Below are 18,675 nucleotides of genomic sequence, written 5' to 3'. Positions count from 1 at the left end.
GATCGGCGGGTTTTGGAGTCGTCACACACCCAAAACACCGCCGTTTATCCTGCCGATTCGCAACCTGTCACACGTTCAGGGATTTCCCGTCCAGCACAGCCTCAACTCGAAGATGTCCGGTACAGAGTTCTGGAACAAACGTGAAATTTCGTTTTTAGAGAACATTCTGGTGCAGAGGCCAGCCACCGTGGGGGTCCCCAATGAAAAATCCAGAACGGGCCGTGATAGACCGTATGTTTTCCGCCTTCGCCGAGCAGGATGTCGAACAATTTGTAGCTACCGTTTCCGAGGACACCCTGTGGATCTACCACGGCACGCAGATGATCCCCAGTGGCATTTTTGAGGGCAAAGAAGGGGTCAGGAAGTTCTTTGAGAATATTCTCGGCACAACGGAAGTCATCAGCTTCGAACCCCAGCAATTCATTGCCGAGGGCAACATGGTTGTCGTGCTGGGTCAGGAGCATCAGAAGGTGAAGCGCTCTGGACGGGAGTTGAAACAGAAATGGGTTCAGATCTATACCGTGGAGAACGACCTGATCGTGAAAATGGAGGAGTTTGCAAGCTCGGAAGAAGTCGGGGAAGACGTCAGTTGAGCCGGGCGCATCGGCTGGGCTGCGCGGGCGTGACCGTGCCTGCGGGGACGCACCCACACAGGCCACACCCGCACGGCCCACCGGCCCACGATCCAGCCTCAGGAGGACAGTAAGGAATCCCCACGGATCAATCCGGGGGCTGTTGAAGCGATTTAAAAGCCCTTCCTTACCCGAGGACTTCCCTAGAAGTAGACGATCATCAGGCCATCACACCTCCGAATGCCTCGCCAGTTCTGAGCCATGTGTCTGCAAACAAAGAAAGCTGGACCGGGTTCTTCCACGCCCCTGAATGCACAGCAACAAACCCGATGTTCCCCTCCAGGCGACCTTCACACGGCACGTAAGTGCAAGGAACCACAAATGTCCAACCGCGTCTTCGTCCTCAACCCCGACCACAGTCCACTGATGCCCTGCACCCCGAAACGGGCCCGCAAGCTCCTCGAAGCGGGCCGGGCTGCGGTGTTCCGCCGTTATCCCTTCACCATCATCCTGGGGGCCGAGTCGCCTTCGGCGGCTCAACCGCTGGCCCTGAAACTCGATCCCGGTTCAAAGACCACCGGCCTCGCTCTGGTTCTCTCCGGCGAGACCGGCGAGAAGTGCATCTGGGGTGCCGAACTGGCCCACCGGGGGCTCGCGATCAAACTGAAACTGCTGACCCGGCGGGCTCAGCGGGCCTCCCGGCGAAACCGCAAACTGCGTCACCGCCCTGCCCGCTTCCTCAACCGCATCCGACCAGAGGGCTGGTTGCCCCCGTCGTTAATGCACCGGGTGCTGACCACGCTGTCCTGGGCCAGGCGGCTGGGCCGCTTTGCCCCGCTGTCGTCTATCGCCATGGAATTGGTCAGCTTCGACACGCACAAAATCATCAACCCGGCCGTAAGAGGGCAGGGCTACCAGAAAGGCACCCTCCACGGCACCGAGGTCCGCGCCTACCTGCGGCACAAGTGGAACAACCTCTGCGCCTACTGCGGCAAGAAGGGCGAAGAGGTCGAACACCTGACGCCGAAGTCCCGGGGCGGCACCGACAACGTGTCCAACCTGGTGTGGTCGTGTACCGCGTGCAACCTCAAGAAGAGCACCAGAACCGCCGAAGACTTCCTGGCCAAAAAACCTGCGCTGCTCCAGAACATCAAGATGCAGCAACAAACCAGTCTTCAGGACGCGGCCGCCGTCAACGCCACCAAACTGCGGCTGCTGGACGAACTGAACAGACTCGGCCTTCCGGTCTCCACCGGCGACGGGGCGCAGACCTCGTTCAACCGCACTTCCCAGGGCTTTGACAAAGCCCACTGGATTGACGCGGCCTGTGTCGGGGACGGCGGAGCACACGTTCAAATCGAAACTCACAGGCCGCTGATGATCACCGCCATGGGACGCGGCAACCGGCAGAGGTGCGGCACCGACCGGTTCGGGTTTCCGAACCGGCACCGCACCCGGCAGAAACGCTTCTTCGGTTTTCAAACCGGCGACATCGTCCGGGCCGTCGTCGTGGGCGGCAAAAAGACCGGCACCTACACCGGCCGCGTGTCGGTGCGGGCCACCGGCAGCTTTAGACTGCCGCAGGTGGACGGCCTCCACCACCGCTTTTGCACCACCCTGCACAAAGGAGATGGCTATGGCTACCGCTGTTAAGAGCGCCCCTGGCGCTCGCCTCTTTCCCTCCCCAGGTCTGAAGCCCGGGGCTTCCCAGAGGCTTTGGTGATGGTTCAGGTTTCCCGGCAACACTACGCCACCCAGTTCGGCCCCACCGTCGGCGACCGCTTCCGGCTGGCCGACACCGAACTCATCTGTGAGATCGAGCGCGACTTCACCGTGGGCGGCGATGAACTGACCATCGGCACGTCCAAGAACGTGCGCGACGGCATGGGGATGATGCCCGGCCTGACCAGCGCCGAGGGCGTCCTCGACCTCGTGATCATCAACGCCATCGTGCTGGACCCGGTACTGGGCGTCGTCAAGGCCGACATCGGCATCAAGAACGGGCGCATCGCCGGGGTCGGCAAGGCTGGCAATCCCGCCATCATGGACGGGGTGGACGCCCATCTGGTGGTGGGCACCGGCACCGAGGTCATCGACGGCACGCACATGATCGCCACGGCGGGGGTGATCGACCCCCACGTCCACTACACCACCCCCGAACACGCCTACTTCGCGCTCGCCAACGGCACCACCACCTTCATCGGCGGCGGCACCGGCCCGGCGACCGGCAGCCTGGGCACCACCTGCACCCCCGGCCCGTGGAACCTGGCGCGGATGCTGCAAGCGTTCGAGCGGATGCCCGTCAACATGGTGATCTCGGCCAAGGGCAACAGCAGCCACCCCGCCGCCCTCGTCGAGCAGATCGAGGCGGGCGCGGCGGTGCTCAAGGTGCACGAAGACTGGGGCTCGACCACCTCGGCGCTGGACTGCGCGCTGACGGTAGCCGACGAGTACGGGGTGCAGGTGGCGTTGCACGCCGACACCATGAACGAGACCGGCTTCGTGGACGACACCATCGCCGCCATCGGGGGCCGCACGCTGCACACCTACCACACCGAGGGGGCCGGTGGGGGGCACGCGCCCGACATCATCAAGATCGCCAGCCTGCCGAACGTTCTGCCGTCCTCGATCACGGCAACTGTGCCCTTCACGGTCAACAGCACCTCGGAGCTGGTGGAGATGATCGTCGCGGCCCACAACGTCGATCCCGACTCGCCCGAGGCGATGGCGCTGGCCGAGAGCCGGGTGCGCGCCGAGACGCTCGGGGCGGAGATGGTGCTTCAGGACCTCGGCGTGATCAGCATGATGTCCTCGGACGCCCACGCGATGGGGCGGGTGGGCGAGGTCTGCCAGCGCACCTTCCAGCTGGCGCACCACTGCAAGGTGACGCGCGGCAAACTGCCGGAAGACTCGCCGGATCACGACAACTTCCGGGTGCTGCGCTACCTCGCCAAACTGACCATCAACCCGGCGCTCACGCACGGGCTGGCCCACGAGATCGGCTCGCTGGAGACGGGCAAACTCGCGGACATCGTGCTGTGGGACGTGGCGTGGTTCGGCACCAAGCCCTCGCTGGTGGTCAAGGGCGGCATGATCAACTTCGCGTTGATGGGCGATCCCGGCGCGTCGGTCACCACGCCGCAGCCGGTGATCCACCGCCCGACCTACGGCACCCTGGGCCGGGCGCTCTCGGGGACCTGCGTCACCTTCCTGCCGCGCGCCGCGATTGACCTGGGCCTGCCCGCGCGCCTGGGGCTGGAGCGGCGCATTCAGGAGGTCAGGAACTGCCGCACCGTGCAAAAGCGCGATATGGTTCGCAACGACCGCATGCCCCGGATCGAGGTGGACCCCGAGACGCACCGGGTCACCGTGGACGGCGAACCCGCCTTCCTGGAACCGGCCCAGAAGCTGCCCCTCAACCAGCTCTACTACCTGCTGTGAGGGCTGCTGTGGAAAGAGCATGACCGAAGACCTGCTCCCGTTCCTGGGCAGCCTGCAACTCACGGACTCGGCCTTTCCCAGCGGGCTGTACACCCTGTCGCACGGCCTGGAAGCCTACGCGCAGGCGGGGCTGCTGGGCGGCGGACAGGGGGCGGTGGGCGGCGGGGAACTGGAAGCCCTGATCACCGACCTGCTGCGTCACGGCGTGGGGCCGGCGGACGGCGTGGCGCTGGTGGGCGCACATCAGGCGGTGTGGACTGACGATCCTGGCCTGGCCGCCGAGGCGGACCTGCGCCTGACGGCCACCAAGCTGGCCCGCGAGGCCCGCTCGGCCTCGGTGCGCACCGGCAAGCAGTTTCTGGGGCTGGCGAACACGCTGTTCAGCCACCCGGTGCTGGCTGAGCACGCGGCGCGGGTCAAGCGCGGGGAGTTGCCCGGCAACCACGCGGTGGCCCTGGGGCTGGCGAAGGCGGCGCTGGGTGTCTCGCGCGAACACGCCCTGGCCGGCGAGCTGTACGCTTTCAGCGCGGGCTGCGTCAGCGCGGCCATCCGCCTGACTTTAATTGACCACCGCGAGGCGCAGCGGGTGCTGCACGGGCTGAAACCGGTGATCGTGGACGTGGTGGCCGCCAACGTGAACCGCTCCGTGCGCGAGATCGCCTCCAGCCTGCCACTGACCGACGTGCTGGCCGCCCACCACGAGCGCGCCGACACCCGCCTGTTCATCAACTGAGCGCCGCACCAGCCCAGACCACATCCATCCAAGGAGTTCAAATGCTGCAAAAAGACGTGTTTCGCCTGGGCATCGGGGGGCCGGTGGGGTCCGGCAAGACGGCCCTGATCGAGGCCCTGGTGCCCCGCCTGATCGAGGCCGGCCACCGCCCGCTGGTGGTTACCAACGACATCTTCACGCAGGAGGACGCCGAGCATGTGCGCCGGACGCTCTCGGGCGTGCTGGACCCCGAGCGGGTGGTGGGCGTCGAGACCGGGGCCTGCCCGCACACGGCGGTGCGCGACGATCCCACCATGAACCTCGCGGCCATTGAGGAACTCACCGAGCGCTTTCCCGACGCGGACGTGGTGCTGGTCGAGAGCGGCGGCGACAACCTCACGCTGACCTTCAGCCGGGCGCTGGTCGACGAGTTCATCTTCGTGATCGACGTGGCGCAGGGCGACAAGATCCCCCGCAAGCGCGGCCCCGGCGTCCTCCAGTCGGACCTGCTGGTCATCAACAAGACGGACCTGGCCCCCTACGTCCACGCCAGCCTGGAGGTGATGGAGCGCGACACCCGGCGCTTCCGGGGCGAGCGGCCCTTCATCTTCACCAACTGCATGTCCGGCGAGGGCCTGAACGATGTGCTGAGCTACATCACCAGCCGCGCGGTGCGGGCGCAGCCCGCGTGACCGCCGCCCCGCCGCGCCCGCACGTGCCGGGCGGGCGCACGGACCCCGCGCACTACACCCCCGCCGATCTGCCCGCCGAGTTCGCGGCGCTGGGCACCCCGGTCGAGGGCCTGGGGGTGGGGCAGCCCGGCAAGGTGGGGCTACTCGAACTGACTTTCACGCCGCTGGCCGGGGCCACCCGCCTCACGCATCACTTCCAGCAGTTTCCCCTTCAGGTGTTCCGGCCCTTCTACCTGGACTCGCACCGCCCGGAGACGGCGTTCGTGTACGTCCTGTCGCACGGCGGCACCTTGCAGGGGGACCGCGCCCGGCTGGATCTGGTGTGCGCGCCGGGGGCCAGCGCACACGTCACCACCCAGGCGGCGGCCAAGCTCTACCGCATGGAGCGCAATTACGCCACCCAGCTCGTGAATCTGGAGGCGGGCGAGGGGAGCTTTCTGGAGTACCTGCCCGATCCAGTGATTCCCTTCCGCGACTCGCGGTTTTTCACCCGCACCTGCCTCACGCTTCACCCCGGCGCGACGGCCATCGTGGCCGAGACGCTGCTGCCGGGGCGGGTGGCCTACGGCGAACACCACGACTACGCGCTGTACGCCGCGCAGATGGAGGCGCGGACCCCCCAGGGCGAGCTGCTGTTCACCGACAGCCTCAAGTTCGCGCCGCAGGCCGCCTCACCGCACTCGCCCGGACAGCTCGGGCCACACGCCGCCCTGACCACCCTGTACGTGGTGACCCGCCAGGCCCCCGCCGGGGCGCTGGCCGACCGCCTGCACGCCCGGCTGATGGGCCTGCCCGGCGTGGTGGGCGGGGCCAGCGAATTGCCCGGCGGCTACGGGGCCTGGGCGCGGGCGTTCGGCCCGGACTCCATCAGCGTAACGGGCGCGCTGCACGCCCTCTGGGACGAGGCCCGGCTGGCCCTGACCGGTGCGCCCGCACCCCAGGGACGCAAAACCTGAAGACCGCCCCACAGGAGAAGCATGCTGCACCCCCTCCCCTCCCCGGACGCCCCCACTCCCCTGACCGTGCGCCAGAGTGCCCGGCGGGGGCTGCCCTACCTCGCCGTCGTTCTTGGCCTGCACGCGCTGGCCCTGCTGCTGCTGGTTCCCGCCGCGCGCCAGACCCCGCTGCTGTGGGGCGTGGCCCTGACCGCCTACCTGTTCGGGCTGCGCCACGCCTGGGACGCGGACCACATCGCGGTAATCGACAACACCATCCGCAAGCTGCTGAACCTGGGCCGTCCGGCCTACGGCGTGGGCCTGTTTTTCAGCCTGGGGCATTCCACGGTGGTCTTCCTGCTGGCGCTGGTCGCGGCCTTCGTCGGCAGGGCTTTGTTGGGGGCGCAGGAGGGCATCGGGACCTTCGGCGGCTGGGTCGGCCCTTTTGTGGCGGGGATTTATCTGGTCACGGTCGCCGCCGTGAACCTGACCACGGCGGCCCGCATCGCCCGCAGCGGGACGAACGCGGACCACACCCATTCGCACGGCCTGCTCGCGCGGCTGATCGCGCCGCTGACCCGGCTGGTGGGCCGGCAGTGGCAGGTGCTGCCGCTGGGCTTCCTGATGGGCCTGGGCTTCGACACGGCCTCGGAGATCGCCCTGCTGGCCCTGGCGGGCAGCGCGGCGCAGCAGGGGCTGGGGTGGGCGGGCATCCTGTCGCTGCCCGTGCTCTTCGCGGCGGGCATGACGCTGCTGGACACCCTCAACGGCGTCGCCATGACCCACGCCTACGGCTGGGCACTTCATAACCCTCGCGTAAAGCGGGGCTACAACCTGTGGGTGACGGGGCTCTCGGGCCTGGTGGCCCTGGTGATCGGCGTCGTCACGCTGGCGCAGTGGGCCGGGGAGCATTTCCCGGCGGCGAACCGCGCGCTGGGCGCCCTTCAGGACGTGGACGTGTCCCCGCTGGGCTTCTGGCTGGCAGGCCTCACGCTGGGGCTGTTCGTGTTCGCCCGCTTGCAGGCTCGGGGGCGTGGCCGGGCTGCAGAAAGGTCCAGTTGAAGACGACTTATACGGACTGCCGTCTGTTTCGTCGACAAATCGGGAACGCTCCGATGTCTGCACGCCATGCCTGAGACCCATTCCGCTCCTGCTCGCGGTCGTCCTGAATAGACGCCCAGGACAGGTCACCGCCCGCAGGCAGGTCACCGCCCGCAGGGAGGACACTCTTCCTCTGCTCCGCAGCTTTTCAAGTCTGATGCGAAGCGTTCTACGTCTGCGGGCGCCGCGCTGCGAGTCTCGCTCGGGTTTCCACCGTCTTGGCGGACAATTCAATCGGAGTCCATATCAGGTCCGTGCCAGAGCGGATCGTGGCACGGTGGAGGCTCCAGACCGCCTGTGGGGCGGCGTTGCGGTCGCTCAACTGTGCACTGATGCTCTGTGGCGTGGATGGTTTCCCCGACGTGGGCACCCATTCCGGGTTCCTGCGCAGCACCTTCTACCCGGCCCGGCCTACACCGCAAGCCAGTCGGCGCTCCACAGCAGTTTGTGGGCCTTGCCCCGGATGACCCGGCGGTCCTGATCGTTCCAGCCCCGGGCACGTTCGACGAGCAGGTCAATGGCCTGCTGCTTGCTGCCCTGGCGCTCCACGTGAACGTGCGCCATGCTGCCGCGTCCCCGTTTCTCGTCGAGCCGCAGGCTGAGGGTGGGCCCGTTCTCCCCCGGGCCGACGGTCAGCGTGACCACCGGGGCGCGTTCCCTGGTTTGCCGTGTCATGTGTTCCTCCTTGCAGCGGCGGCGAGAGAGGTCAGCGGGACGGCGTGAAGCCTGCAAGCCCCGCACGGTTCTCTCGCCTCCCTCAGTAGCGGGTGAGCATGACCATGCCGCCGTGACTGGCCAGTGCCCCGTCGTCCACAAAGACCGCGCGTCCGCCGCGCTGCATAACGTGTTCGATCATCTCGTCCACGGCGTCGGCGGCGTCGCCTGGGGCGTCCTCACCGCCCGGCAGCAGCTTCAGGTGGCGGCCGTCCCCACTGATCTGCGCCGGGAAGTGCAGGTTCTCCTCCACCACCATCACGTCCACCTGTCCATCCAGCGCGGCCTGCCACGCCTCGTTCAGGTCCGTGACCGTCCGGCCCTGCCCGCTGGCCTGCTCGATCTGCCCAAAAATCTCCTGACGCCGCTGACGCAGGGCCGCCTGCATCTGGGGCCAGACCAGTTCGCCCAGATCGTGGGGACTCAGGTGGTCATGGCCGCCCTCGATTTCGGCGGCGATCAGCTCCATGTTCCGGCTGACCCGCCGGAACATGCCCAGGTTCTCGGACAGGCCCACCAGCGCCACTGGAAAAGGCCGTGCCTTGACGGCCTCGTGCAGGCCGCTGTCGATCTGCCGGGTAAATTCTTCCAGCGCCCGCTCGATCTCGCGGCTGGGCGAGGCCCCGATGCCCATCTGCACGGTCACGCCCGTGCCGGGACCGCTGTACTCGCGCGGAAAGCCGTGATCCCGCACTTCCTGGAGATCGGGACCGCGCCCCAGGTACAGCCGGGTGGGTTTCTCGGTCAGCATCACGGCCCAGTACTGCGGGGTGCGGTTCATGGCGAACACCAGATCACGGGTCAGGAAGGTGTCGTCTATGACCACACGTTCGGGCAGGCGGTACGGCAGCTTGAAGACCTCGTGGTAGTCGGCGCTGGCAAATAGGGCCAGGCCATCGAGGTTGTGCTCGTGGTCCACGCCTTCGGCCAGTTCGTGGACCGTTTCCCGGAGCTTTAAGGTCTCGCGCTTGCCGTACTCGGCTTCCAGGCGGTCCACGGCCTCAGACACCAGATTCTTGAGGCGAATGGGGTCTTTCTGGTTGTCCGGCGCGTGGCGGGAGGTGGGCAGCGTAATGGTGACGCTGGGACGGGCACTCAGGCTTTGCAGGTGTTTGACCGTTTCGAGAGTGAACATGGGCTTCCTCCTGTGGTTCTCAAGGGGTAAATGAACGGACACCGCCGCACAACGGGGCGCAGCGCTCAGTGCAGATCGGTCACAGCCGCTGGTCCCGTCAACGGCGCCTCAATCTGCCGATCAGGTTTTTGCGCCGACGCTTCGCTGACCGCTCGGACCACTCCGGCGACTGTGCGGCCTGAAACACCACCTCGCCGCCAGAGCCTGGAATGATGGTGCCGCCATCGTCGGCCCAGACGAACAGAGCCGATCTCTTCGCCGGACTCAGAGAGTGCTGGGCGGCCAGTGCAATGGCCAGTGCGTTTCCTGCTTCCATCGATTATCACATCCTTTCGTGTATGAGATCATAGCCAGGTAGTCCATCTAATAAAACCTGTGGGCATCTCTATATTTATAATCTATCATTTTTATGATTAAGATGCCTAAACAGAGCAAAATCGGAGGTTATTTTCTTGTCCATGAAATAGGACGTGATATTTTCGGTCCTTTAACAGGGTAAATTTCAGAAATCGTCCCATCTATTTATGAAAACGGAAGAATCTGTAGCGCTAAAATCCAGACTATGGGTGAAGGCGCGGTCTCTTCTTTCAGACCGTGCCCCTGGTATTTTCCACTTCTCCCCGTCCGGCTGAGGTGGGCGCCTCAGCCACACGCCGGACCACTTGAGGGCACGCGCCGGAAGCCCCAACGCGCAATCGATCCCGCCTTCTTTTGCGACAGAGGTCAGATACGGACACCGATGGAAGCGTTGGCAAAAACGATGAGACTCCGAGCGAGACTCGCCGAGTGGAGTCCGCAGACGTGGAACGCTTCTCATACAGACTCCGATTGAAAGGTGTTGAAAACACCTAGAAATCCGAGCGGAGCGAGAAGGAGAAAAACGGGTTCCGGACGTGGAGTGTAGAAATCGGAGCTGTCCCGATTTCTACACGAAACAAACGGAATTCGTATCAGCAGACCTGAAAAGCTGCGAGGCAGAAGAGGAGCGTTCGCCCGGCAGGCGGTGACCTGTCCTGGGCGTCTGTTCGTGACGAGGGCAAGCCGGAGAGAAAACGCCTTCCGGGCGCATAGTTCGCCCATCGGTGCGGTCCCGAGGGGTCAACGCAACGGGCGGCCCTCCGTATCAGCCACAGTGGAGGCGGCGCCACCCACCGCTCCGCCGCCGTGGGTGGCCGCCCAGAGCTTCAGGCCAGTTGGGCGTAGGCCACCGCAACCTGCGCGGCCACGGCCGCGTTGTGCCTGACCAGGGCAATGTTGGCTTCCAGGCTCCGGCCTCCGGTGATCTCGGCGATCCGGCCCAGCAGGTACGGTGTCGTCTCCTTGCCGGAAATCCCCAGGGCGTCCATGTCGGCCAGCGCCTGCTGGATATGAGGCGTGATCTCGCCCGCAGGAATTTCCGCCTCCACCGGGATCGGGTTGGCGAGCATCACGCCGCCCCCCAGCCCCAGGGTCCATTTTGCCCGCAAGACGCGCGCCGCCTCGTCCGGCGTCTGAACCATCAGGGGGGACGCGAAACCGCTGTGTCTGGAGTAGAACGCCGGGAACTGTGTGCTGCCCAGGGTGATGGCGGGAACACCCTGCGTTTCGAGCACTTCCAGGGTCAGGCCGATGTCGAGAATGCTCTTGACGCCGGAACTCACCACGCAGACATCGGTCCGGGCCAGTTCCATCAGGTCCGCGCTGATGTCCATGGTCTCCCCGGCCCCCCGGTGCACGCCCCCGGTGCCGCCGGTTGCGAAGACGCGGATGCCCGCCAGAGAGGCGAGGCGCATGGTCGAGGCGACGGTCGTCGCGCCGTGGCGGCCCAGGGCGACGGTGATCGCCAGGTCCCGGGTGCTGATCTTCTGCACGTCCCTGTCCGTGGCGAGCAGGTGCAGTTCTTCCGCAGTCAGACCGATCTTGAGGCGCCCATTCAGCACCGCAATGGTCGCGGGCACCGCCCCATGCTCCCGGATTACGTCCTCGACGCCGCGCGCCATCTCGACGTTTTGTGGAAAGGGCATGCCGTGGCTGATGATGGTGCTTTCCAGCGCCACCACCGCGCGGCCTGACGCGAGGGCTTCGGCGACTTCGGGATGCAGGTCCATCAGGGCGGCGATTTCGGGACGAAGATGATGTTGAGTGGTCATGGAAGGCTCCTTGGTAGGAAAAGTTCAGGGCGTGGCGTTTTGAAGCCGGTCCTGAATGGTGGATGGCGACAGCAGGGGCGAGACGGTGTGTTCACTTTCCACCGTGATCGCGGCGGCGGCGTGTCCTTGCCGCGCGGCGTCCAGGGGGGCGTGTCCAGCGGCCAGGGCGGCCAGAAAGGCCGCCAGCATCGCGTCGCCCGCGCCGGTCACGTCTCGGACGCTGGCGGGCAGGGCGGGCAGTTCATGGACGCCCTCTGACGTGGACAGGAGGCTGCCCAGCGTGCCGCGTCTGATCCAGACCAGCGACACGCCCAGCGCGTGAAGTTCGGAAGCGCCGCGCAGCAGGGCCTGGGGCTCATCGGGAAATTCGCGGTCCAGCAGGGCGCCGAGTTCCAGCACGTTCGGGGTCACGGCGAACGGTGCCAGCCGCTTATTGTCCACGGCCATCACTTCCCTGAGCCGCGCGGCTTTGGGTGAACTGACCGGCTCGAAGACCACCCGGACCCCCAGCTCAGCGCTCAGGGCCAGGAGATGCGCCAGAGCCGGTCTGGAGAGGTTGCCGTCCGCGACCACCCAGGCCGCGCCGCGCAGCACGTTGCGGCGTTCTTGCAGGGCAGCTGGCGTCAGGGCCTCGGTCACGTCCATGCTGGCCACGGCCACCAGCAGTTCCCGGTCCTTGCCGAGTACGGCGGTGTAGGTGCCGGTTGCCAGGCCCTCGGCGCGCAGGACGTGCCGGACGTCCACGCCGGCGGCGGCGGTGTCGCGCAGCAGGCGGTCGCCCAGATCATCACGGCCCACCACCGAGATCAGGGACACGGCGATGCCCAGACGTGCCAGGTTCTCGGCCACGTTGCGGGCCACCCCGCCCGGCGCCTGGAGAGTAACGCCGGGATTGCTGGTTCCGGCGATGGCCTGCGCGGTGGTCTGCGCTTTGACGTCCATGTTCATCCCGCCAACGACGACCAGTCGCTGGCTCTGCCCCTCGGCGGGCAGGACGTAGCCCCGCCCAAGCAGCGCGCCTTTGCGAACGAGCGCACTCACATGAACGTTCACCGCGGCCCGTGAAGTTCCCAGGCGGCGGGCCAGTTCTGCTGGACTGGCCAGAGGGGCATCACGGATGAGATTAAGCAGGGCTGTCTCGGTCTCGGTCAGAGTCATGTCTTAAGTATAATAAAGACACTTGCCGTGATAAAGCAAGCCGACGATCCCACCCATCGACAATCGGCCCTGACCAAGCGCTTAACCGAACCGTCCCGTGATATACGCTTCCGTCCGCGCGTCGCGTGGCGATTGAAAGACCTGATCGGTGGGGGCATGTTCCACCAGATCGCCCATCAGGAAAAACGAGGTGGTGTCGCTGACCCGCGCCGCCTGGTGCATGTTGTGGGTCACGATCACAATCGTGGTGACCTTCTTGAGTTCAGTCATCAATCCCTCGATCTTGGCGGTACTGGACGGGTCCAGAGCGCTCGTCGGCTCATCCATCAATAGAATTTCGGGGTCGACGGCCAGCGCGCGGGCAATGCACAGCCGCTGCTGCTGTCCGCCCGAGAGGCCAGTGGCGGGGGTGTTCAGACGCTCCCTGACCTCTTCCCACAGCGCCGCGCCCTTCAGGCTGCGCTCGGCCACGGCCATCAATTGGTCCTTATTCCGCATGCCGGCCAGTTTCAGCCCGGACACCACGTTGTCGAACACGCTCATGGTGGGAAAGGGGTTGGGCTTCTGGAACACCATGCCCACGCGGCGGCGCATGGCGACGGGATCGATCCCCGCCGCATAGATGTCCTGCCCGTCCAGCAGAATCTGCCCGCTGACCCGCGCGCCCGGCGTCAGGTCGTGCATGCGGTTGATGGCCCGCAGAAAGGTGGTCTTGCCGCAGCCGCTGGGACCGATCAGGGCATTGACGGTGCCGGGCTGCACGTCCAGATTCACGTTCTGCACGGCCTGCTTGTCGCCGTAGAAGATGTTGACGTTTTTCGCGCTGAGGATGGGGGTCATGGTGGCTCCTTGGGAGCGGCCTGATGGTCCGGGGCTCAAACCGTCAGACCTCCAGAAAAGGCAGGGATGTGGTGGGGGTTGCCGCGCGTCCGAACGCTCAGCCTTTGCGGCTGAATCGCCGCGCCAGCAGACTCGTGGCGAAAATCAGCACGATCAGCAGCAGGGCCCCGGCCTTGGCCATTCGCTGGTTCTCGTCGTAGGCGCTGGTGGCTCCCCGGTAGATTTCCAGTGGTAGGGCGCTCATGGGTTTGCTGGGGTCCAGGTTGACGTTGGGGTTGCCGAAGGCCGTGAACAGCAGCGGGGCCGCCTCGCCCGCCACCCGCGCCAGCGCCAGCATGACCCCGGTGATGATCCCCCCGGCCGCGGCGGGCAGCACGATCCGCAGGGTGACCAGCCACTGCGGCAGGCCCAGGCTCAGGCCGGCCTCGCGCACCGACTGGGGCACGAGCTTGAGCACCTCCTCGGTGGTCCGCACGACGATGGGAATCATCAGGAAGCCCAGGGCCAGCGCCCCAGCAAAGCCCGAGAAGCCAAAGTTCAGGACGATCAGGCCGTAGGCCACCAGCCCCATTACGATGGCCGGGATGCCCGCCAGCACGTCGCTGACCAGGCGGATGGTGGGCATCAGGGGGTGCCGGGGGTACTCGGCGAGAAAGATGCCGCCGGCGATGCCAATCAGCACGCCAAACACCGAGGCCATGCCCAGCATGGACAGGCTGCCCACGATGGCGTTGAGCAGGCCGCCGCCCGCCTCGCCTTCAGGCGCAGGCACCCGGGTGAAGAAGTTGAGGTTGACCGCCCCTAGGCCCTCGCGGATCAGGTACACAAAGATCAGGATCAAGGGAGCAACCACCAGCAGCGTTGCGAGCAGGATCAGCCCGCCCATCGCGGCGTTCCGTGCCTTTCGCGCGGCACTGAGGCCGGCAGTGGGCCGTGGCCTGGCGGTGGCGGCAGTGCCCATCATTTGACCCCCTGGGGCGTCAGCCGCTGGATCAGCACGCGGGCCAGCAGGTTGACCGCCACGCTCACGAAGAACAGGATGAAGCCCAGGGTGATCACGCTGGAGCGGTGCAGGGTCTCCTGCGCGTCGCCGAACTGGTTGGCGATCACCGAGGCCATGGTGCTGGCGTTGCCCCAGAGGCTCTTGATGATGTCCTGGCTGTCCCCGATCACCATCGCCACCGCCAGCGTCTCGCCCAGCGCCCGGCCCAGGGCCAGAATCACGCCGCCCATGATCCCGGCGCGGGCGTAGGGCAAGATGGCCCGCGAGATGACCTCCCACTTGGTCGCGCCCAGCGCGTACATCGCCTCGCGCTGATCGGCAGGGACCAGACGGATCACGTCCCTGGCGACGCTGGCCGTGTACGGCAGAATCATTACGGTCAGGATGATGATCGCCAGCGCCAGTCCGCGTCCTGCCCCGGACGACGGCACGAAGAAGCACTGGAGGGTGGTCTGGTCAGTGGCCCAGATGGCCGCGCATCTGGTGTACAGCGCCAACCGCTCCGGGTATTCGGGGTTGAAAAAGGTGATCTGCCAGCGGGCCAGCACCGGCGCAATCACAAAGAGCGCCCATAGGCCGTAGACCACGCTGGGAATGGCGGCCAGCAGCTCGATCAGGTAGCCCACCGGATTCGCCAGCCAGCGGGGAGCGTACTCGGCCACGAACAGGGCGCTGGCAATCGCCAGCGGCACACTGATGATCAGGGCCACGAAGCTGGTAACCAGCGTGCCGATGATCATTGCGGCGGCCCCGAAGGTGCCGTTGACCGGGTTCCAGGTGCGCGTGGTCAGGAACTCTGTCCCAAAGCGTTGCAAGGCCGGCCAGCTGTCCTTGCCCAGCAGGTACAGGCTGACCACGAACACCAGCACGATCACGCTGGCCAGGATCAGGATCAGGGACTGAAAGACGCGGTCGCTCCCGCTAGACAGGCCGGTGCGGCTGGGCAGACGACGGGCGGGTTCACTCATGGTTTCTCTCCCTGGCGGGCATACGTCTGACAGTTGAGGGCAGGGGTGTCAGGGTGATGTCAGGCATCCCGCACAGACACGGGGGCCGTGGCGCGTCGCCTGTAGGGCGCGTTCCAATCTCCGAAAGCCAAAGCAAAACGGCCCCGGAGACTCTCCAGGGCCGCTCAAGGTTGGACACAATGCTTAGATCTTCTTGCCGCCGTAGGTCATGCTCTTGATGATGCTTTTGGCCTTGTTCGCCGCATTGGTGGGCAGCCTGGCGTAGTCCAGAGGCTCGTTGTACTGCTGGCCGGAGGTGGTCATCCACGACAGCAGCTTCTGGAGTTCCTGGGCCTGCGCTTCTGTGCGGTTGCCATATTTCTGATCCTGGTAGAAGATCACGTAGGTGAAGCTGGCCACCGGGTAGGCGTCGGCGTTGGGGCTGTTGGTGATGCTGACGCGGGTGTCACTGGGAATCACGACGCCCTCGGCGGCCTTGCTGGCCGGGCCGTTGTCGGCCAGCACGAACTTGCCCGCACGGTTCTGGACGCTGCCATAAGGGAGCTTGTTCTGCTTGGCGTACACCAGCTCCACGTAGCCCAGCGCGCCGGGCGTGCTCTTCACGACGCCCGCCACGCCGTCATTGCCCTTCGCGCCGGTGCCGACCGGCCAGTCCAGGCTGTTGCCGGTGCCGACCTTGGACTTCCACTCGCTGCTGACCTTGCTCAGGTAGTCGGAGAACACGAAGGTGGTGCCCGAGCCGTCGCTGCGGCGCGCCACCGTGATCGGCAGCGGGGGAATGGTCACGCCGGGGTTCAGGGCCGTGATGGCCTTGTCATTCCAAGTCTTGATCTTGCCCAGGTAGATGTCCGCCAGCACCTTGCCCGTGAACTTCAGAGGCGCAGTGATGCCGGGCAGGTTGTAGGACGGCACGACGGCGCCGATGGCGGTAGGGATGTGCAGCAGCTTGGCGGGCGCGGTCTTGAGCTGCTCGTCGCTCATGGGGTTGTCGGACCCGGCGAAGTCCACGGTGCGCTCAAGGATCTGCTTCTGGCCGCTGCCGCTGCCGACGCTCTGGTAGTTCACGCTGGTGCCGGTGGCGTTCTTGTACTCGGCGAACATCTTGCTGTACAGCGGGTAGGGAAAGCTCGCACCCGCGCCAGTCAGGCCCTGGGCCGCGGCAGAGGGGGCGATCAGCGTGAGGCCCAGCATGAGGATCTTTTTCATGGCCGGAGTCTGCGGGCCGGATGTCAGCCTGCCGTCATCGGAACGTCAACGCCGTGTCAGGCGAGGCGACAGGCGAGGATGAAGAACCTGTTTCTCGGTCGCCACACGGTGTCGCTGCGGACGCACGGCCCGATTCGTGGCAAGTGAAGGTCCCTGAACCGTCCAGTGGGCCAGGGGGCATCGCCATCAACGGAGGCGGCGGCGGAACATCAACGTGGGCCGCCGCCCTGACCCGCGTCGACCCCGGGGCTGTCGCCGGACACACCAACGGCCTCCCATGACCTCACGTGTGGATTGGCCGATCTCGCCCGTCAGTCCCGGCTGATGACATGCACGTCCACATTTCGCGTGCCCCGTAGCACCTGCTTGATGATGTCGCCGCGCCAGACTTCAGCCCAGCGCGAGCGGCTGGTCTCGCCCATCACCACCTGGGTGGCCCGCGAAAGCTGAACGTAGGCGATCAACGCGGCGGCCACTCCGCCGTCGCCCCCCAGCACTTCAAACTGGCCGCCCAGCGCCACCGTCAGGGCGCGGTAGGTGTCCAACAGCCGCGCTTGCTCGGGCGTGACGCGTGGGCCACGGATCGTCACCACATGCAGCGCCGCGTGCAGCCGCGCGGCCAGTTGCCCGCCCCGGCGGATCAGGCGCGCGGCACTTTCCTCGGCGGCGATGGCGACCACCACGACTTCCTGCACACCGGGGCTCCCCTGAGGCGCGGCCTGCTCCACCACGCTCGCCACCTGCCGCAGGGCGATCTCGCGCAGCGCCGTCAGGTTGGGCGCGGTAAAGAAGTGGCCCAGCGCCTGATCGATCTTCTCGGGGCCGTACACGTGGCCGGCCTTCAGCCGGGCGCGCAGATCATGCGGCGTGAGGTCCACCAGCACCAGCTCGGTGGCCGCACGCAACACCGCGTCGGGCACGCGCTCGCGCACGCGCACGCCCGTCAGGCGGGCCACGGTGTCGTTCAGCGATTCCAGATGCTGCACGTTGACGGTGGACAGGACGCTGATGCCCGCCGCGAGCAGCGCCTCCACATCCTGCCAGCGCTTCTGGCGTTCGCTGCCGGGAGCGTTGGTGTGGGCCAGCTCGTCGACCAGCACCACGGCTGGGCGGCGGGCGAGCAGCCCAGCCACGTCCAGCTCGGTCAGTTCGGTCTCGCCGTAGGGGAGAACACGGCGCGGGAAGACGGGCAACCCCTCGGCGGCGCGGATGGTCCCGGCGCGTCCGTGCGTTTCCAGCACGCCGATCAGGACGTCTTCTCCCCTGTCCAGGCGTTCGCGCAGTTCGCCCAGGGCGCGGCAGGTCTTGCCGACGCCCGCTGCCATGCCGATGAACACCTTGTGAACGCCGCGCGTGACAGCAGGGCCGTCTGGCTGACCAGGGAGGGTCAGCCGCTGTGGGGAGCGCCCGGCAGAAGGTGAATCGGCGTCCGGCATGGCGTCAGCGTCCCGTGCCGGGGGCGGCCGCGTCCAGCGCCAGATTCAGCCGCAGCACGTTGACGCCCACGCCGCCCAGACCCAGCGGGCCGCGTTCGGTGGCGGCGCCGATCAGTTCGCGCACCCTGGCCTCGCTCAGGCCGCGCGCCCGCGCCACCCGCGCCACCTGAATCGCGGCTCCGGCAGGACTGATGTGGGGGTCAAGACCGCTGCCGCTGGCGGTCAGCAGATCGGCGGGAATCTGCGTGGCGGGCACGCCTTCACGGGCAGCGATTTCAGCGGCCAGGGCCTGAACCCGTCTCCGCAACGCTGGATTGCTGGGGGCGAGGTTGCTGCCCGAGGCGTTGACCGGATCGTAGCCGCCCCCCGCCGCGCTGGGCCGCCCGATAAAGTCGCCCGCGCCGCTGAAGGTCTGGCCCACCAGGGCGGAGCCGACCACCTGACCATTTCGCGTGATCAGCGAGCCGTTCGCCTGCGCCGGGAACAGGCTTCCCGCCAGCAGCGTGGTCACGGCGGGGTACGTCAGCCCGCACAGCACGAACCACAGCAGGGCGAAGCGCAGCCACGTGGAGAGGCCGGGTTGAGGGGCAGTGTCGGCGGGATGGGAAGGAATGGTCATGGGCAAACTCCTCT

Annotated in this window: 17 protein-coding genes; 7 read left to right on the top strand and 10 right to left on the bottom strand. The window is 66.5% G+C overall.

Features of this window, described 5'->3' with window-relative positions; translation table 11 throughout:
- Window positions 1-200 precede the first annotated feature (200 nt).
- The 7 genes from FHR04_RS18470 (at window position 201) to FHR04_RS18440 (ending at window position 7,414) form a co-directional block, all read left to right on the top strand.
- A complete protein-coding gene (locus tag FHR04_RS18470) occupies window positions 201-593 on the top strand; it encodes a nuclear transport factor 2 family protein (RefSeq protein WP_139404682.1) in 393 nt (130 codons plus the stop codon).
- 360 nt (window positions 594-953) lie between these two features.
- Window positions 954-2,225 (top strand): RNA-guided endonuclease IscB, encoded by a 1,272-nt coding sequence (gene iscB, locus FHR04_RS18465; RefSeq protein ID WP_139404681.1) that lies wholly within the window; start codon window positions 954-956, stop codon window positions 2,223-2,225.
- Window positions 2,226-2,294: 69 nt separating this feature from the next.
- Entirely contained in the window at window positions 2,295-4,013 is a 1,719-nt protein-coding gene (ureC, locus tag FHR04_RS18460; protein ID WP_139404680.1) for an urease subunit alpha, read from the top strand.
- A gap of 19 nt (window positions 4,014-4,032) precedes the next feature.
- The gene (locus FHR04_RS18455) at window positions 4,033-4,746 is read left to right on the top strand and encodes an urease accessory protein UreF (protein WP_139404679.1); all 714 of its coding nucleotides are present in this window, start codon (window positions 4,033-4,035) and stop codon (window positions 4,744-4,746) included.
- A gap of 41 nt (window positions 4,747-4,787) precedes the next feature.
- Window positions 4,788-5,417: an urease accessory protein UreG gene (gene ureG, locus FHR04_RS18450; protein ID WP_139404678.1), complete on the top strand. Its 630-nt coding sequence runs from the start codon at window positions 4,788-4,790 to the stop codon at window positions 5,415-5,417.
- Window positions 5,414-6,373, top strand: coding sequence for an urease accessory protein UreD (locus FHR04_RS18445; RefSeq protein ID WP_170214017.1), 960 nt, complete (start codon window positions 5,414-5,416; stop codon window positions 6,371-6,373). The genes ureG and FHR04_RS18445 overlap by 4 nt, the downstream gene beginning before the upstream one ends.
- Window positions 6,374-6,394: 21 nt before the next feature.
- Entirely contained in the window at window positions 6,395-7,414 is a 1,020-nt protein-coding gene (locus FHR04_RS18440; RefSeq protein WP_139404676.1) for a HoxN/HupN/NixA family nickel/cobalt transporter, read from the top strand.
- 450 nt (window positions 7,415-7,864) lie between these two features.
- Here FHR04_RS18440 and FHR04_RS18435 read toward each other — a convergent pair whose 3' ends face one another.
- The 10 genes from FHR04_RS18435 to kdpC all read right to left on the bottom strand — a co-directional run bounded on the left by FHR04_RS18435 (window position 7,865) and on the right by kdpC (window position 18,661).
- Entirely contained in the window at window positions 7,865-8,128 is a 264-nt protein-coding gene (locus tag FHR04_RS18435; protein WP_139404675.1) for a hypothetical protein, read from the bottom strand.
- An 82-nt stretch (window positions 8,129-8,210) separates the two neighbouring features.
- Entirely contained in the window at window positions 8,211-9,302 is a 1,092-nt protein-coding gene (locus FHR04_RS18430; RefSeq protein ID WP_139404674.1) for an AOC03_06830 family ribosome hibernation factor, read from the bottom strand.
- Window positions 9,303-10,486: 1,184 nt separating this feature from the next.
- Window positions 10,487-11,431 (bottom strand): pseudouridine-5'-phosphate glycosidase, encoded by a 945-nt coding sequence (locus tag FHR04_RS18425; RefSeq protein WP_139404673.1) that lies wholly within the window; start codon window positions 11,429-11,431, stop codon window positions 10,487-10,489.
- Window positions 11,432-11,455: 24 nt separating this feature from the next.
- Window positions 11,456-12,589: a carbohydrate kinase gene (locus FHR04_RS18420; protein WP_139404672.1), complete on the bottom strand. Its 1,134-nt coding sequence runs from the start codon at window positions 12,587-12,589 to the stop codon at window positions 11,456-11,458.
- 81 nt (window positions 12,590-12,670) lie between these two features.
- Window positions 12,671-13,429 (bottom strand): phosphate ABC transporter ATP-binding protein PstB, encoded by a 759-nt coding sequence (gene pstB, locus FHR04_RS18415; protein ID WP_139404671.1) that lies wholly within the window; start codon window positions 13,427-13,429, stop codon window positions 12,671-12,673.
- Between the two features lie 97 nt (window positions 13,430-13,526).
- Window positions 13,527-14,390, bottom strand: a complete 864-nt coding sequence (pstA, locus tag FHR04_RS18410) for a phosphate ABC transporter permease PstA (RefSeq protein ID WP_139404686.1) — start codon at window positions 14,388-14,390, stop codon at window positions 13,527-13,529.
- A complete protein-coding gene (gene pstC, locus FHR04_RS18405; RefSeq protein WP_139404670.1) occupies window positions 14,390-15,400 on the bottom strand; it encodes a phosphate ABC transporter permease subunit PstC in 1,011 nt (336 codons plus the stop codon). Before pstC ends, pstA begins: the two co-directional genes overlap by 1 nt.
- Window positions 15,401-15,583: 183 nt before the next feature.
- Window positions 15,584-16,606 carry a phosphate ABC transporter substrate-binding protein PstS gene (gene pstS / locus FHR04_RS18400; RefSeq protein WP_139404669.1) on the bottom strand — a complete coding sequence of 341 codons (1,023 nt, stop codon included), beginning with the start codon at window positions 16,604-16,606 and terminating at the stop codon, window positions 15,584-15,586.
- A gap of 311 nt (window positions 16,607-16,917) precedes the next feature.
- The gene (locus FHR04_RS18395; RefSeq protein ID WP_139404668.1) at window positions 16,918-18,042 is read right to left on the bottom strand and encodes a sensor histidine kinase KdpD; all 1,125 of its coding nucleotides are present in this window, start codon (window positions 18,040-18,042) and stop codon (window positions 16,918-16,920) included.
- A 4-nt stretch (window positions 18,043-18,046) separates the two neighbouring features.
- Window positions 18,047-18,661: a potassium-transporting ATPase subunit KdpC gene (gene kdpC, locus FHR04_RS18390; protein ID WP_139404667.1), complete on the bottom strand. Its 615-nt coding sequence runs from the start codon at window positions 18,659-18,661 to the stop codon at window positions 18,047-18,049.
- Between the last annotated feature and the right edge of the window lie 14 nt (window positions 18,662-18,675).

Source organism: Deinococcus radiopugnans ATCC 19172, assembly GCF_006335125.1.
Lineage (GTDB): Bacteria > Deinococcota > Deinococci > Deinococcales > Deinococcaceae > Deinococcus > Deinococcus radiopugnans.
The sequence above is the reverse complement of the archived record's forward strand: the minus strand, read 5'-3'. Positions and strand labels throughout refer to the sequence as shown.